The 15727-nt window shown below is 74.3% G+C and carries 15 protein-coding genes; 8 read left to right on the forward strand and 7 right to left on the reverse strand.

Annotation, left to right across the window (positions count from 1 at the left end; all coding sequences use genetic code 11):
• Window positions 1-103: 103 nt before the first annotated feature.
• Together cofD and D4B81_RS09985 are read left to right on the forward strand one after the other, a co-directional pair.
• Window positions 104-1075 (forward strand): 2-phospho-L-lactate transferase, encoded by a 972-nt coding sequence (cofD, locus tag D4B81_RS09980; RefSeq protein WP_122262348.1) that lies wholly within the window; start codon window positions 104-106, stop codon window positions 1073-1075.
• Window positions 1076-1173: 98 nt separating this feature from the next.
• A complete protein-coding gene (locus D4B81_RS09985; protein ID WP_237565926.1) occupies window positions 1174-2184 on the forward strand; it encodes a coenzyme F420-0:L-glutamate ligase in 1011 nt (336 codons plus the stop codon).
• A gap of 22 nt (window positions 2185-2206) precedes the next feature.
• Here D4B81_RS09985 and D4B81_RS09990 read toward each other — a convergent pair whose 3' ends face one another.
• Window positions 2207-3148 carry a DNA-3-methyladenine glycosylase family protein gene (locus tag D4B81_RS09990; RefSeq protein WP_237565927.1) on the reverse strand — a complete coding sequence of 314 codons (942 nt, stop codon included), beginning with the start codon at window positions 3146-3148 and terminating at the stop codon, window positions 2207-2209.
• Window positions 3149-3268: 120 nt separating this feature from the next.
• Here D4B81_RS09990 and D4B81_RS09995 point away from each other — a divergent pair, with 120 nt between their 5' ends.
• From D4B81_RS09995 to D4B81_RS10005, 3 genes are all read left to right on the forward strand, one after another.
• A complete protein-coding gene (locus tag D4B81_RS09995; RefSeq protein ID WP_122262352.1) occupies window positions 3269-4006 on the forward strand; it encodes a TIGR03089 family protein in 738 nt (245 codons plus the stop codon).
• A 63-nt stretch (window positions 4007-4069) separates the two neighbouring features.
• Window positions 4070-4894, forward strand: a complete 825-nt coding sequence (locus D4B81_RS10000) for a CoA transferase subunit A (RefSeq protein WP_122262354.1) — start codon at window positions 4070-4072, stop codon at window positions 4892-4894.
• Between the two features lie 3 nt (window positions 4895-4897).
• The gene (locus D4B81_RS10005; RefSeq protein WP_122262356.1) at window positions 4898-5572 is read left to right on the forward strand and encodes a 3-oxoacid CoA-transferase subunit B; all 675 of its coding nucleotides are present in this window, start codon (window positions 4898-4900) and stop codon (window positions 5570-5572) included.
• Window positions 5573-5578: 6 nt separating this feature from the next.
• Here the strand turns inward: D4B81_RS10005 and D4B81_RS10010 are convergent, their stop codons facing one another.
• Window positions 5579-6550: a glycosyltransferase family 2 protein gene (locus D4B81_RS10010; protein ID WP_202613651.1), complete on the reverse strand. Its 972-nt coding sequence runs from the start codon at window positions 6548-6550 to the stop codon at window positions 5579-5581.
• Between the two features lie 134 nt (window positions 6551-6684).
• Between D4B81_RS10010 and D4B81_RS10015 the strand changes: the two genes are divergently transcribed.
• A complete protein-coding gene (locus D4B81_RS10015; protein ID WP_122262360.1) occupies window positions 6685-7923 on the forward strand; it encodes an LCP family protein in 1239 nt (412 codons plus the stop codon).
• Window positions 7924-8000: 77 nt separating this feature from the next.
• The gene (locus tag D4B81_RS10020; RefSeq protein ID WP_122262363.1) at window positions 8001-9638 is read left to right on the forward strand and encodes a serine/threonine-protein kinase; all 1638 of its coding nucleotides are present in this window, start codon (window positions 8001-8003) and stop codon (window positions 9636-9638) included.
• Here the strand turns inward: D4B81_RS10020 and D4B81_RS10025 are convergent, their stop codons facing one another.
• The 4 genes from D4B81_RS10025 to D4B81_RS10040 are packed head-to-tail and all read right to left on the reverse strand — an operon-like array spanning window position 9639 to window position 13811.
• On the reverse strand, window positions 9639-10700 hold the full coding sequence (locus tag D4B81_RS10025) for a serine hydrolase domain-containing protein (RefSeq protein ID WP_122262365.1): 1062 nt from the start codon (window positions 10698-10700) through the stop codon (window positions 9639-9641).
• Window positions 10701-10740: 40 nt separating this feature from the next.
• Complete coding sequence (locus tag D4B81_RS10030) at window positions 10741-11901, reverse strand: acyl-CoA dehydrogenase family protein (RefSeq protein WP_122262366.1); 1161 nt, start codon at window positions 11899-11901, stop codon at window positions 10741-10743.
• A 54-nt stretch (window positions 11902-11955) separates the two neighbouring features.
• Complete coding sequence (locus tag D4B81_RS10035) at window positions 11956-12678, reverse strand: response regulator (RefSeq protein ID WP_237565928.1); 723 nt, start codon at window positions 12676-12678, stop codon at window positions 11956-11958.
• Entirely contained in the window at window positions 12675-13811 is a 1137-nt protein-coding gene (locus D4B81_RS10040) for a sensor histidine kinase (protein WP_161965105.1), read from the reverse strand. Before D4B81_RS10040 ends, D4B81_RS10035 begins: the two co-directional genes overlap by 4 nt.
• Before the next feature lie 177 nt (window positions 13812-13988).
• Between D4B81_RS10040 and D4B81_RS18105 the strand changes: the two genes are divergently transcribed.
• Window positions 13989-14681, forward strand: coding sequence for a hypothetical protein (locus tag D4B81_RS18105; RefSeq protein ID WP_161965106.1), 693 nt, complete (start codon window positions 13989-13991; stop codon window positions 14679-14681).
• Here D4B81_RS18105 and D4B81_RS10050 read toward each other — a convergent pair.
• Window positions 14603-15622 (reverse strand): LLM class F420-dependent oxidoreductase, encoded by a 1020-nt coding sequence (locus tag D4B81_RS10050; RefSeq protein WP_122262372.1) that lies wholly within the window; start codon window positions 15620-15622, stop codon window positions 14603-14605. The two genes, D4B81_RS18105 and D4B81_RS10050, sit on opposite strands and share 79 nt — an antisense overlap.
• Window positions 15623-15727: the final 105 nt, after the last annotated feature.

Consider the following 15727-nt stretch of genomic DNA (forward strand, 5'->3'; position numbering starts at 1 on the left):
TGCCTCCGGACCGGGTGAGGACCACACCTGAATTACACGCGTGTCATCCGCTTACGTCAACCCCGAGTCTGCTATTGGCCCCTGACCTCCCACAATGACCCTCATGCAGATCACCGCACTGTCCGGCGGCGTCGGTGGCGCCCGCTTCGTCCGAGGGCTCCTCGGGACCCTGGCCGACTCGCCCGCCACGGAGGGCGCGAGGGTCACCGTCGTCGGGAACACGGGCGACGACATCACGCTGTTCGGGCTGCGGGTCTGCCCCGACCTCGACTCCCTGCTCTACACCCTGGGCGGCGGGGTGGACGAGGCCCAGGGCTGGGGCCGGCACGGTGACACCCGGGAGGTGATGACCGAGCTCGCCGCCCTGGGCGTGCAGCCGCAGTGGTTCGGCCTGGGCGACCGGGACCTCGGCACACACGTCGCTCGCAGCCTGTGGCTGGGCCAGGGGGCGACCCTCAGCGAGGTGACCGACCGGCTCGCGCGGAGGTGGGGCCTGCCCGACCGCGGGGTGCGGCTGCTGCCCGTGACCGACGCGCCCATCGAGACGCACGTGGTCGTGGACGACGGGGGCGGCGGCGAGCGGGCGATCCACTTCCAGGAGTGGTGGGTGCGGCACGGCGCGGAGCTGACGGCCCACCGCTTCACCGTCGCAGGCCTGTCGGGTGCCACGCCGGCACCCGGTGTGCTGGAGGCGATCCGGGGTGCCGACGTCGTCGTGCTCCCGCCGAGCAACCCCGTCGTCTCGATCGGGATCGTCCTGGGGGTCCCCGGCGTGCGGGACGCCCTGCGCGGCACCCGCGCCCCGGTCGTGGGGGTCAGCCCGCTCATCGGCGGCCGACCGGTCCGGGGGCACGCCGACGCCTGCCTGGCACCGCTCGGGGTGGAGGTCTCCGCCGCCGGGGTCGCCGGTCTGTACGCCGACTTCCTGGACGGGTGGCTGGTGGACGACGCGGACGCGGCGGCAACGTACCCGCCGGGGGTGCGGGTCGGCGCGACGGACCTGCTCATGCGCGACGAGCAGGGTGCGCGGCGGATCGCCGCTGAGCTCCTCGCGCTGGCCGGACGGCTGCGATGACAGACGGGGCCCGGGACCAGGCCCGGGACGAGGTTGTGGCCCTGGACAGGAGTCATCCCGGGGGCCGCTCCAGCCCGACGCCACCGGGGACCGTCGTCGTGCTCCCCCTCCACGGCCTCCCCGAGGTGCGCGAGGGCGCGGACCTCGCCGGTCTGCTCGTCGACGCGGCCGGGCAGGTCGGCGGGTTGCGGGACGGGGACGTGCTCGTGGTCTCCAGCAAGGTGGTCTCCAAGGCGTGGGGTCTGCGCGAGCCGGCCGGGGAGGGACGCGAGGCGCTCGTCCTGCGGCACGCCCGCAGGGTGGTCGCCGAGCGGCGCACGACCACCGGCACCACCCGCATCGTCGAGGCCGAGGCAGGACCGGTGATGGCCGCCGCCGGTCTGGACGCCTCGAACACCGGCCCGGACGGTGGCGTGCTCGTGCTGCCCGCCGACCCCGACCGGGCCGCCGCGGACCTCCGCGCCGAGGTCGTCGCCCTCGCCGGAATCCGGCGACTCGGCCTCGTCCTCAGCGACACCGCGGGGCGCCCCTGGCGGGCCGGGCAGACCGACCTCGCTCTGGGCGCGGCCGGGGTCTGCGTCCTCGACGACCTGCGCTCGGCCGTCGACGCCGACGGTCGACCCCTGGCCGTCACCGCGCGCGCGGTCGCGGACGAGATCGCCGCCGCGGCCGACCTCGTCAAGGGCAAGGTGGCGCAGGTGCCGGCCGCCCTGCTCCGGGGCTTGGACGACGTCGTCCCGTCCGCCGACGCCGGCGCGCCACCCGGGGCGCGCTCGCTCGTCCGCACCGGTCCGGGCGACTGGTTCGCGCTCGGCCACCGTGAGGCGGTCCGCGCCGCCCTCGGTGCTCCCCCCGCCACGGCGGCCGCGGCCGCGGTCGGCGTCCCGGCCGCCGGGCCGGAGGGGGAGCCGGAGCGCGGCGACCGCGCCGTCCGCCTCGCGCTGCTGGGCCACGAGGGGGCGAGGGTCCACGGGTCACCCGCCTCCGGGTATGCCGTGCACGCCCACGACCCCGTCCTGGCCGGTCGGGTGGCCGCGCGCCTCGAGGTCGCGCTGGTCGGCGAGGACGTCAGCGCCACGGTGGAGGTCATCCCCACGCCCGGGGGGTGAGCAGACCCGTGTCTGGGGGCGGTCAGCCCACGGGCAGGTGCCCGCGGGGCGCCATCCGCGGCCCACGGCGCGGACGCATCGCGCCCGCCAGCTCCAGGTAGCGCTGGACCCGGTAGCGCTGCCCCGCCCAGGGGCGGAGGAGCTCGACCAGGGCCTCGTCACCGACCGGGTGACCGGTCAGGGCCCAGCCGATGTTGGCGGCCACGTGGTAGTCCCCGAAGCTGACCGCGTCAGGATCACCCAGCGCCCGGTGCGCCGTCTCCGCCGCCGTCCACACCCCCACGCCGGGGATGCTGACGAGCCGTCGCCGGGCGGCCGCGTGGTCGAGCGCGGGGAGCTCCTCGAGGCGGTCGGCCAGCGCGGCGACGCGCACGACGGTGTCGGAGCGCTGGGGGCTGACCCCCGCCCGCAGCCACTCCCACGACGGGATCTGCCGCAGCGTCTCCGCCGACGGCGGCACCCGCACACCCAGGGCACCACCGGGGCCGGGTGCCGGCTCGCCGAAGCGCCTGACGATGCGACGCCACCCCGAGAAGGCCTCCTGCCCCGTCACCTTCTGCTCCACGACGGCCGGCACGAGCGACTCGAGCACCAGGCCCGTCCGCGGGACCCGCCAGCCGGGGTGGCGGCGACGGCTCTCGGCGACGAGCGGGTGCCCGGGCTCGAAGGTGGCCGCCCCCTCGTCCGCCTCCCCGAGCATCTCCGGCAGCCGGTCCAGCGTCCACCCGGCACCGGGCCCCCAGGCCTCCCCCAGCACGACGCCCTCCCCCGGCCGGGTGATCGTGCGCAGCGTCACCGGGCCCAGGGGGGTGGCCATCCCCCGCCACAACGCTCCCCCCGCCACCCGCCACGCGGGGTCGCCCGCACCCCTGCGCAGCACGCCCCAGGTCGCCGTCACGTCGACGGGGAACTCGGGTCGCCACACACGGCGCACGTGCGCGCACCGGAGGGTCTCGGCTGTCACGGCGGACACTGTGCCCCGGGAAGGGCGTCCCGCGCAAGGAGAGCGTCCCGGCACGTCCGAGGACGACCGACGCGATCCGGCGCGGCGCACGCGGCTCCCCGCACCGGTTAGCGTGGTCCCGTGCGCTTCCCCAGCCAGGTGCTCGCCGACGCCGTCACGACCGACGCGACCCGGCCGGCGCTGACCTTCTACGACGACACCCCCGACGCCCGCGGCGAGCGCATCGAGATCTCCCGGCGCGTCCTGCGCACCTGGGTCTCCAAGGCCGCGAACGCCCTGCAGGAGGGTCTGGACGTGCAACCGGGCTCGGTGGTGCTCGTCGACCTGCCGAGCCCGCACTGGCGCCTGGCCTACTGGGCCCTCGCCGTGTGGTCCGTCGGCGCCACCCTCACCCTCGACGTGCACGAGGGGGCGGACGTCCTGGTGACCACCGAGCCGGACAGCGAGCTGGCCGAGGACTGCGACGAGGTGGTCGCCGTCGCGCTGCCCGCCCTGTCCCGCGACTTCGGCACCGAGCTGCGCAGCGGGGTGATGGACGAGGCGGCCGAGCTGTCCAGCTACGCCGACGACTTCACGCCGTGGGACGAGGTCGACCCGGACGACGTCGCCCTCGTGCACGGGGGCGAGCGGCTCAGCTACGGCGAGCTGCTGGACGGCCTGCCCCCGGTGCCGGCCGCAGGCCGCGCGCTGCTGACCACCACCGACCGCGGCCTGCTCGTCCGCCAGGTCCTCCAGGTGCTCGCGGCCGACGGTTCAGCGGTGCTCGTCCGGGGGGCCGTGCCGCCCGCCGACGACTCGCGGATGGCCGCGGAGGGCGTCACCCACCGCTGCTCCCGGCTCCTGGGCGACACCGCCTGACCGCCCGCGGAGGCTGGCGGAGCCGGAGGTCGGCGGGCGAGGAGCCCCCGGTACCCTCCGGGCATGGACAAAGTTGTGACCTCGGCGGCGGAGGCCGTCGACGGCATCCTGGACGGCATGACCCTCACCGTCGGGGGCTTCGGCCTCTCCGGCATCCCGACCGTGCTGATCCAGGAGGTGCTCCGGCGAGGGACGACCGACCTGCAGGTGGTGTCGAACAACTGCGGCGTGGACGGTGCCGGCCTGGGGCTGCTGCTCGCGGAGGGCCGCATCCGCCGTGTCATCGCCTCCTACGTCGGGGAGAACCGCGAGTTCGCGAGGCAGTACCTCTCCGGTGAGCTCGAGGTCGAGCTCACGCCGCAGGGCACGCTGGCGGAGAAGATGCGCGCGGGAGGCGCCGGCATCCCTGCCTTCTTCACGCCGACCGGGGTCGGGTCCCAGGTGTCCGAGGGGGGTATGCCGTGGCTCTACGACGCGCAGGGGAACGTCGTCAAGGAGTCGCCGGCCAAGGAGAAGCGCGAGTTCACCGTCCGCGGCGTGACAAGGGACTACGTGCTCGAGGACTCGATCTTCGCGGACTTCGGCCTGGTCCGGGCCGCCAAGGGTGACCGGCACGGCAACCTGGTCTTCAACAAGTCCTCCCGCAACTTCAACCCGCTGTGCGCGATGGCCGCCGAGATCGCGGTGGCCGAGGTGGAGGAGCTGGTCGAGCCCGGCGAGATCGACCCCGACGAGGTCCACCTCCCGGGCATCTACGTGCGCCGAGTGCTCGCCCTCACGCCCGAGCAGGCGAGGGCCAAGGACATCGAGAAGCGGACCACCCGGGGGGCCCGGCCCCCCGTGGCCCAGGACGACCTACCCCGCCCGACCACCACCGAGGAGGCCTGAGCCATGGCTCTGACCCGTGAGGAGATGGCGGCCCGCGCCGCCGCCGAGCTCAAGGACGGCGACTACGTCAACCTCGGCATCGGCATGCCGACCCTCGTCCCCAACTACGTGCCCGACGACGTCGAGCTCGTCCTGCAGAGCGAGAACGGCATCCTGGGCGTCGGCCCCTACCCCTACGAGGGCGAGGAGGAGGCCGACCTCATCAACGCCGGCAAGGAGACCGTCACGGTCCGTCCGGGCGCCAGCTTCTTCGACTCGGCCCTGAGCTTCGGGATGATCCGTGGCGGCAAGGTCGACGCCGCCATCCTCGGGGCCATGCAGGTCTCCGCCCAGGGCGACATCGCCAACTGGATGATCCCCGGCAAGATGGTCAAGGGCATGGGCGGGGCGATGGACCTGGTCATGGGGGCCAAGAAGGTCGTCGTGCTCATGGACCACGTCGCCAAGGACGGCAGCTTCAAGATCGTCGAGACCTGCGACCTGCCCATCACCGGCCTCAAGGTCGTCCAGCGCATCATCACCGACCTGGCCGTCATCGACGTCACCCCGGACGGGCTCGTGCTGCGTGAGGTCGCCCCGGGCGTCGGGGTCGAGGAGGTCGTCGCCAAGACCGGGGCGCCGCTGACCGTCGCGGTCGACGAGCCGACCCCCGAGCCCACCTCGCCCGCCGTCGGCTGACCCGCCTCAGCCGGCTGGGGCCGTCTCCCCGACCGGTCCGGGCGTCCCGCCGCCGCCGGGCCCGCGGAGGAACCCGGCGCCCCACGTCAGGTGCATCGTGGCCAGGACTCCCGGCATCCGGGCCGCGACTCCCGGACGCTCGTGCCGGGCGATGAACCACCCGCCCAGGGTGACGGCAGCGGCATACCCCGCCGGGAGCACCCACAGCGGCCTCCAGGCGAGCCCGCCCACCGCGCCCGCGGCGACGAGGGTCGCCGCCACCGGCGGGGCGAGGTAGCGCCGGTTCAGGGTGCCGGGGTGGTGCCGCACGACCTGCCGACGCCACTGCCCGGTCGTCCAGAACTGGCGCGCGAGCGCGCCCCACGTGGCGCGCGGCCGGTAGGTCACGGTGAGCGAGGGGTCGAACCAGACGACCCCGCCCGCCTCCCGGATGCGGTGGTTCAGCTCCCAGTCCTGGGCGCGGGTGAACCGCGTGTCGTAGCCACCGACGCGCTCCAGCCACTCGCGCCGGAAGACGCCCAGGTAGACGGTGTCCGCCGGACCGGCCTCGCCCCCCACGTGGAACCGCGCCCCGCCGATCCCCAGGGGGGAGCGCATGGCCACGGCCACGGCCTGCTGCAGGTCCCCGACCCCCTGCGCCAGCATCACCCCTCCCACGTTGGCCGCACCGGTCTCCGCGAGCACCTCGACGGCCCGACGGACGTAGCCCTCGGAGAGGGCCCCGTGGCCGTCCATGCGCACCAGCACGTCGTGGTGCGCGGCGGCGATCGCGGCGTTGAGCCCGTCCGGGGTGCGCCCGCTGGGGTTGTCGACGACGAGCACGCGCGGGTCCCTCGCCGCCAGCTCGTCAGCCACCTCGCGGGTGCGGTCGCGGCTGGGGCCCACCGCGACGACGACCTCCATCGGCCCGGGGTAGTCCTGGGCCAGGACGGACCCGACCGCCTCGGGCAGGTGGTGCTCCTCGTCGAGGATGGGCATGACGACCGAGACGGGCGGGTATGCCGTGGGCCGGCTGGGCGTGGTGCTCACCCGGGTGAGGTTACCGGCGCCGGGCGGCGCGTCGGGCGTGCCTCTCAGGGCGGGGACAGGTGGCTGCCCTAGGGTTGTCGACCGTGCCGCACCACCCCGAGGACGACTGGACCCGCCCGATGCCGCGCACGCAGCGCTCCGGACGGGACGCCGCGGGTGCGCGCCGACGGGACGACTGGCGCGAGCGTGACGAGCTGGAGGAGACCCGGCCGATCCCCCGGCAGGAGCGCCCCGGTCGGGACGAGCGGTACGTCGGGCAGTACGACACCCCCGACGCCCCGGGCTACGACGAGCCGGGTCACCGTGAGCCGGGTCTGCGCGAGCCGCGGCCCCGCACCGCTCCCCCGCGCCGTCCCTCCCGCCGCCGGCGCTACGGGTTCCGCCGCCTCCTGGCGCTGGTGCTCCTGCTGCTCGTGGGCTACGTCGTCTCGCTCGCCGTGGTGGCCGCCCTCATCTGGGGCAGCGTCACGACCATCGACGCGACCCCCGACGTGGCCGACCGTCCGGGCGGCGGGGCCGGTGAGAACTACCTCCTCGTCGGGACCGACAGCCGGGAGCAGCTCAGCGACGAGGAGCGCTCGGAGTTCGGCACCGGCGCGACCGAGGGATCCCGCGCGGACACCGTCATGCTGCTCCACGTGCCCACCCTCGGCGAGCCGACCCTGGTCAGCCTGCCGAGGGACTCCTACGTCGAGATCCGGGACCACGGCCTCGACAAGCTCAACGCGGCGTACTCGATCGGCGGTGCGGAGCTGCTCGTCGACACCGTGGAGCAGTCCACCGGGCTGCGGCTCAGCGGCTACCTCGAGATCGGTTTCGGCGGCTTCGTCGGCGTGGTCGACGAGGTGGGCGGCGTCACCATGTGCCTCGACGCCCCGGTGGTCGACGAGAAGGCGCACATCGACCTGCCGGCCGGGTGCCAGGAGCTCGCCGGTCCCGAGGCGCTGGGCTACGTGCGGATGCGCTACAGCGACATGCGCGGTGACATCGGCCGGGTCGAGCGACAGCGCGAGTTCCTGGCGGCCCTGGTGCAGGAGATGGCCAGCCCCGCCACCGTCCTCAACCCGTTCCGGCTGCACCAGGTGGGCACCGCCACCGGGCGGGCTCTCGCCGTCGGCGAGGACACGTCCCCCGTCGAGGCCGCCCGGATGGGCCTGGCCATGCGCTCGATCGCCAACGGCGCAGGGATCTCGATCACCGTCCCGGTCGCCGATCCCGACCACCCCACCGCCGTCGGCAGCACCGTCCTGTGGAACGAGCAGCGGGCGGCCGAGCTGTTCGAGGCACTGCGCACGGGCGGCACCGTGAGCGTCCAGCCCTGAGCCCGAGCCCGGCCGCGCCGGCGCGCGGAGGGTTAGGGTCGACATACCCACCACAGACCGACGGGAGGTGAACGGACGTGGCCACCGAGCCCGACCCCGACCTGGAGACCACCACGACCGCCCCGCTCGCCGACGACCCCACCCTGGTCGCCGGGCGCTACCGGATCGAGCGCACGCTCGGCCGCGGGGGTGGCGGGATCGTGTGGCTGGCGCGGGACGAGAACCTCGGCCGCGAGGTCGCCCTGAAGAAGGTGTCCGGGGAGACCGACACCGAGATCCTGCTGACGCGCGGCATGCGCGAGGCCAGGACCAGCGCGGCCCTCGCCCACGACCACGTGGTGCGGGTCTACGACGCCTTCGAGCACGAGGGGTCGCCGTGGATCGTCATGGAGTACGTCCCCGGGCCCTCGCTCGCCGACCTCATCGACGGGGGGACCGTGCTCCCGCCGGAGCGCGTGGCGACGATCGGGGCCCAGGTGGCCACCGCCCTCGCGGCGGCCCACGGGGCGGGGGTGCTGCACCGGGACGTCAAGCCCGGCAACGTGCTCCTCACCGACGAGACCGGCACCCACGCCAAGCTCACCGACTTCGGCATCGCGCGCGCCGAGGGCGACCACCAGCTGACGCGGACCGGCCTGGTGAGCGGCACCGCGGCCTACTTCTCCCCCGAGATGGCTCAGGGCGAGGACCCCACCCAGGCCTCGGACGTCTGGGCGCTGGGCGCCACGCTCTACGCCGCCGTCGAGGGGCGACGCCCCTTCCCGGACGCGCCCAACGCGGTGGCCCAGCTGCACACGATCGTGCGCGAGGCCCCTGCCGAGCCGCGGCTCGCCGGGCCTCTGACGCCGGTCCTGGCGGGCATGCTGCACGGTGACCCGCAGCAGCGCTGGAGCGCGGAGCGTGCCGCCGCCGCCCTCCGGACGATCGCCGGGGGCGGGGAGACCGCGGAGGGTCGGCGCGGGGCGGGTCCGGCCGGCACCCCGCCCACCTGGGCGGACGCCGCCGGGACGGGGGCGGCCGGGGCAGCCGCCGCCGGGGTCGCGGCGGGTGCCGCGGGCTGGGCGGACGCCGGCACGGACACCCAGCAGCACCACCCTGTCGGCACCACCCGGCAGGTGCCGGTCGTCGAGGGGAGCCACGCCCGCGCGGCCCGTCCCGGTCGGGCGCGACCCACCGTCGCCCCACCCCGGGGGCCCGCCCGCTCGCGGCCGCGCTGGGGCACCATCGCCGTCTGGCTGCTCGCGCTGCCCCTGGCGGCGCTGCTCGGCTGGCTGGTGTGGACCATCGCCACGACCGGTGACGGGCCGGGTGACGGGTCGGGGACCACGTCCACCGCCCCGGCCGGCGACGCGCGGGCCGTGACGCCCGAGGAGGCGGGCGACCTCGCCCGCACCTTCTACCAGACCCTGCTGCCCCCCGGTGGCCTCGACGCCGCGCGCCAGTACCTCGGGCCGGACGCCGACGTCGACCCGGGGATCTCCGACGGCCTCACCCGGGTGGAGTGGGACCAGGTGACGACGGAGCCGGCGGAGGACGGGTCCGTGGCCGTCGGCATCACGGTGCGCTACTTCTACGGCGAGTCCGTCCTGGAGCAGCGCGAGGACCTCGTGGTCGCGCGCACCGAGCCTGGCGGGTCCCCGCTCATCGTCGGCCGGGTCACCGGCGAGCCGGCCGTGACCGAGCCCGACAGCGACAGCGACGGCGACTCCGGCTGATCAGTCCTCCAGGGCGGTGCCGATGAGGAGGTTCGCGAGGTCCGGCAGGCCCGGCACGGTGTCCCAGTCGACGTTGGCCAGCAGGACCGCCGTGGTATCGGTCCCCGGCCGGTAGCGGGAGACCGCGGCCACCCCCGGATCGCCCCCGTCCTTGCCGAGGACCCCGTCGTCGCGCACGTCCACCCCGTAGCCCGAGGACCACCGGCCCCCGGCCCGCACCCGCGGGGTGAGCACCAGCTCGGGGGTGACCTCACGCCATACCCCGCCGCGGTGCAGGGCGCGCAGGAACACCTCGACGTCCTGCGCGGTGACGACGGCGCCGCCGTCCCCGCCACCGACCGGGTGGACCGAGTAGATGTTGGTGCGCCAGGGTCCGCCGTCGGTCAGCGGCGGCAGGTAGCCCTGCGCGACGTCGGCGTGGACCTCGTCGAAGGCGGGGTAGCCGCTGGCGGTCATCCCGGCCGGCGCGAGCACGCGGGTCTCCACCGCCTCGGTGAACGGCAGACCCGACACCGTCGCCAGGAGGAGCCCGAGCAGCACGAAACCGGCGTTGCTGTAGTGGTAGGCGCTCCCCGGAGGGCACACGGGCGGCAGGTCGGCGAAGAGCGGCAGCAGGGCGACGTAGTCCCGCACGGTGTAGTTCGGCAGCGTCGCCCAGATGTCGTCCATGTCCTCGCGGTGGCCCGGGAGGTTCTCGTCCTCCTCGAAGTAGTCGGCGATCCCCGAGGTGTGCGAGAGCAGGTGGTGCACGGTGACGTCCTCGCGCAGGGTCGTCGGCCGCCTGTCCGGCGGCAGGACGTCGACGACGGCGTCGTGCAGGCCGACCTCGCCCCGCCCGACGGCGTCGAGGACGCCGACGGCGGTGAACATCTTGCTCAGCGACGCCGTGGCGAACCGGGTGGTCGGGCGCACGGGTATGCCGTCACCCCGGTTGGCGAACCCGTGGCAGGACTCGTGCAGCACCTCGTCCCCGCGCGTCACCCGGAGGATGCCGGAGAAGGCCTCCTCCGCCTCCAGCCGCTCCGCCGTCTCCGTGACCGTCCGCCAGCTCGCCTCGCCCATGGGACGAGCATGACGGTGCGCGGGCGGGCGCGCGAGGGGTTTAGCCCTTGAGCAGCTGGCGGGCCATGACGATGCGCTGGACCTGGTTGGTGCCCTCGTAGATCTGGGTGATCTTGGCGTCGCGCATCATCCGCTCCACCGGGAAGTCCTTGGTGTAGCCGTAGCCGCCGAAGAGCTGGACCGCGTCGGTGGTGACCTCCATGGCCACGTCGGAGGCGAAGCACTTGGCGGCCGCGCCGAAGAACGGCAGGTCCGCGTCACCGCGCTCGGACCTGGCGGCCGCGACGTAGACCAGCTGACGGGCGGCCTCCAGCTTCATGCCCATGTCGGCGAGCATGAACTGGATCCCCTGGAACTCGGCGATCCGCTTCCCGAACTGCTGGCGCTCCTTGACGTAGGCGAGCGCCGCGTCCAGGGCTCCCTGGGCGATGCCGACGGCCTGCGCCCCGATGGTGACGCGGGTGTGGTCCAGCGTGCGCAGCGCGATCTTCAGGCCCTCCCCCGGCTCGCCGACCATCCGGTCCCCGGGGATCCGGCAGTCGGCGAAGTGCAGCTCGCGGGTGGGGCTGCCCTTGATGCCGAGCTTCTTCTCCGGCGCCCCGAAGGTGAAGCCCTCGTCGGACTTCTCCACGACGAACGCGGTGACGTTGCGGCCCCGCTGACCGTCGGGGTCGGTGACGGCCAGCACGGTGTAGTACTCCGACTCGCCGGCGTTGGTGATCCACGACTTCTGCCCGTTGAGCAGGAACGACCCGTCGGGCTGCTCGATCGCCCTGCAGGTCATCCCCGCGGTGTCGGAGCCGGCGCCGGCCTCGGAGAGCCCGTAGGAGAACATCGCCTCCCCGCGCGCGACCGGCGGCAGGTACTTCTGCTTGACCTCCTCGCTGGCGGCCAGGATGAGCGGCATCGTGCCGAGCTTGTTCACCGCCGGGATGAGCGAGGAGCTCGCGCAGACGCGGGCGACCTCCTCGATGACGATGCAGGTGGCCAGCGCGTCCGCGCCGACGCCGTCGTACTCCTCGGCGATGTGCGGGGCGTGGAAGTCGGTGGCGGTGAGCGCCTTCAGCGCCTCGTGCGGGAACCGGCTGTCCTCGTCCACCTGCGCCGCCCACGGGGCGATCTGCTCGTCCGCCACCTCGCGCACGGCCTCGCGCAGGGCCTCGTGGTCCTCGTTGATCCGGAACAGGTCGAAGTCGCTCATGGAGCGCAGACTACTCGCCGGTCGCGGGGCCTCCCGGCCTGGGTGACGTGCACGTCAGCCAGGGTTCTCCGGGCGCCGCGACCGGTCGTGCAGCGGCACCCCGGTCTCGTGCACGAAGATCACCGCCTGCACCCGGTCGCGCAGCCCGAGCTTCATCAGCACCCGGCTGACGTGGGTCTTGACGGTCGTCTCGGACACGTAGATCTCGCGCGCGATCTCGGCGTTGCTCAGTCCCCGCGCGACCAGGTCCAGCACCTCCCGCTCCCGTGCGGTGAGCGAGGCGAGCGCCCGGACTCGCTCCGGGTCCGGCGCCTCGCCGCCGGGGGTGCGCCCGAGGTAGGACTCGATGAGGCGGCTGGTCACGGTCGGCCCGAGCAGGGCCTCGCCGTGGTGGACGGAACGCAGGCCGGAGACCAGGAGCTCGGGCCGGACGTCCTTGAGGACGAAGCCGCTCGCGCCCGCCTCGAGGGCGCGGTAGACGTAGTCGTCCAGGTCGAAGGTGGTCAGCATGACGACCCGCGTCCCGGTCCCGCACCTCGCGGTCACCTGGCGGGTCGCCTCGATCCCGTCCAGGACGGGCATCCGGACGTCCATGAGGACGATGTCCGGGCGCAGCTCGACGGCCAGCCGCACCGCCCGCTCCCCGTCCTCGGCCTCCCCCACGACCCTCAGGTCCGGCTCGATCTCGAGGATCATCCGGAAACCGCGTCGCACCAGCGCCTGGTCGTCGACGATGAGCACGTCGATCGGCTCCTCGCGCCCCACCACCGAGCTCACGAGCGCTCCAGCGGCAGCGTCGCGACGAGCTCGAACCCACCGCCTGGGCAGGGACCGGCTCGCAGCGACCCGCCGTACGCGGTCAGTCGCTCGCGGAGCCCCCGCAGCCCGGTGCCGTGCGTCCTCTCGCCGTCCACCTGGCCCGGGCGACCGTCGTCGCGGACGGCGAGGTCGACCCGGTCCGGCCGGACGTCGACCGTCACCTCGGCGCGCCGGGGCTCCCGCGCGTGCCGCAGCGTGTTGGTCAGGCCCTCCTGCACCACCCGGTATGCCGTGAGGTCGGGGCCGGGGGGCAGCTCGCCCACGGGTCCGGTCACCACGAGCGACACCGGGAGCCCGGCCGCGCGGAACTGGTCGGCCAGCCGGTCCGCCTCGGCCAGCCTCGGCTGGGGCCGCAGGTCCGCCTCCTCGTCCCCGCGCAGGACGCTGACCAGGCGGCGCATCTCGGCCAGGGCCTCGCGGCCCGTCGACTCGACGCTCTCGAGCGCCTCACGCTCGGTGTCCTGGCCCGGCAGCAGGCGGCGACGGACCGCCGAGGCCTGCACCGTCATCACCGAGACGCTGTGCCCGAGCACGTCGTGGAGCTCCCGGGCGATCCGGTTGCGTTCCTCGGCCACCGCCTGGGTCTCCCGCTGCACCAGGTTCACCCGGCGCTGCTCGCGGTTGAGGCCGGTGGTCCGCACGAGCGCCCCCGCCAGCCAGACGACCAGCACCGGCGAGAACCAGACCCACGACGCAGCCCACTCGACCAGCGTGGAGTTCACCGGGTCCAGGGACGCCCATGACGCGTGCAGCACGGTCGCGAGCGCCAGCGCGATCCAGGACCGTCGCCACGGGAGCAGGCGGGCGGCCGTCCAGATGGCGATCGCCGGAGCCAGGACGACGGCGTTGCCCTCCGGCGCCCCCACCAGGGCGAACTCCACCACGCTGACGACCACCATGGCCGACAGCATCCCCAGCGGACGCCATCGACGACCGAGGAGGAGCAGCGCGGTCACGGCATACAGCAGCGCCTGCGCCCACTCCGGACCCTGACGGTGCGAGGCACCCAGCCCCGTCCACGCCTCGAGCTGCCCGAGCACCAGGACGGCCGTCGCCAGCGCGACGTCGAGGGCCCAGCTCCGGCGGCTCACGGAAGTGACGCTACGCCGCAGCGACCGTCGCGGTCGTCCTACGTCGGGAGGACTCGGCCGTCCGCCTCTGGTCCACCGTGTCCTCGTGCTCGGGCCGGACGACGTCGTGCGGCCGCTGTCCCTAGCGTCGAGAGGGTCGCCACCGCACCGGTGGCGGTTCGACGAAGGAGAACGATGATGAACGTCACCACGCCCAGCACAGCCCGGTGGATCAGCCGCGCAGCCTGGACGACCGCCGCCGTCGGCACGGTCGGTGGGCAGCTCCACGCGGTCGCGCGCGGGCTCTCCCATCCCGAGGACTGGCAGGAGGCGCCACTGACCCGGCTCTGGGCCGAGCCCACCTCCCAGGCCCTCGGCCCGCTGTTCGACTGGAGCGACCCGTGGACCGTCTACATCACGTACGGCAAGCTGTGGACGCCCGTCTGCGTGGCGCTCACCCTGGCCGCGTTCCTGGTGTACCAGCGGCGCGGCCCCACCGGCCTGGAGCGGCGGCTGTGGCACGTGGTCCTGGCCGGCCACGTGCTGATGACCGTGTCCGTGGTGGGGGACTACTTCACCCCACGCTGGATGGACGTGATGTTCCTCGTCGGAGTGGGCGCGATGCTCATCATCGGCCTGGGCGGAATTCTCCTAGGATCCCTGCTGCTCCGTCGCGGGTTCCGCCCCCGGGTCAGCGCCGTGCTCCTGGTGGCCTTCCTTCCCGGGGTCTTCCTCATCACCACCGTCACCTCGCTCGGCAGCGCGCTGCTCCCCCTCGCGTGGGGCTGGGCGATCGCCGCCCACCGCGCCGCTCAGCCGGCGAGCTCGGGGATGACCTCGTCCTCGAAGAGCTCGATGCCGGACGTGTCGTACGCCGCCTCGGCGAAGTAGGTGATCGCGTACGTCATACCCAGACCCTCGAGGCGGCGCAGGGTCTCCACGACCTGCTCGGGGGTGCCGACCGCGGGCTGGGTGCGCAGGCTGCGCACCTGGCCCTCGGCCCGGTCCTCGCCCAGACCCGCCTGGAGGAACCGGTCCTTGATCCCGGCCAGCCGCTCCTCCACCTCGGACTCGTCCCGGCCGATGACGACGTTGTAGTTGGCGGAGCGGACGATCGAGCCGTAGTCGCGGCCGACGTCCTCGCAGTGGCCGCGCAGGACCTCCGACTTGTGCTCGAACCCCTCGGGGGCGCCGTCGAAGTTGGTGTAGTCGGCGTACTCCGCGGCGATCCGCAGCGTCTTCCGCTCACCACCCCCGGCGATCCACATCGGTATGCCGTTGCGCTCGCTGCCCGCGAACGCGGTCCCCTGCAGGGGCCGGGGCCAGCACATCGCCCCGTCCACCTGGTAGTGCTCCCCGTCGAGGGTGGCCGAACCGGTGGTCCACATCTGCCGGAAGACCTCGACGCCCTCCCGCAGCCGCGCCAGCCGCTCACCCGCGCGCGGGAAGCCGTAGCCGTAGGCGCGCCACTCGTGCTCGTACCAGCCCGCGCCGATCCCCATCTCGACCCGGCCGCCGGAGATGACGTCGGTGGTCGCGGCCACCTTGGCCAGGTAGGTCGGCTGGCGGTAGCTCATGCAGGTGCACATCTGGCCCAGGCGCACCCGGCCGGTCGTGGCGGCGAAGGCGGCCATCAGCGTCCAGGCCTCGTGGGTGGCCTCCCCGGTCGGTTCGGGGGTGGTGTGGACGTGGTCGTAGACCCACAGCGACTCCCACGCCTCCTCGGCGTCCAGCCGCTGGGCGAGGTCGAGCATCACCCCCCACTGCTGCTCGGGGGCGATGCCGACGAGGTCCATCCGCCAGCCCTGGGGCACGAACATTCCGAAGCGCATGGCCCCAACGTAGTGCGAACGACCCCGCGGGGCGCGGTCGCTCCGGCGTCCCGCGGCCACCCACCCGAGTGGCTCGTGCACGGCATACCGGCGTCCGGCGTGCCG

The sequence above is a fragment of the Ornithinimicrobium cerasi genome (assembly GCF_003702705.1).
GTDB lineage: Bacteria > Actinomycetota > Actinomycetes > Actinomycetales > Dermatophilaceae > Ornithinicoccus > Ornithinicoccus cerasi.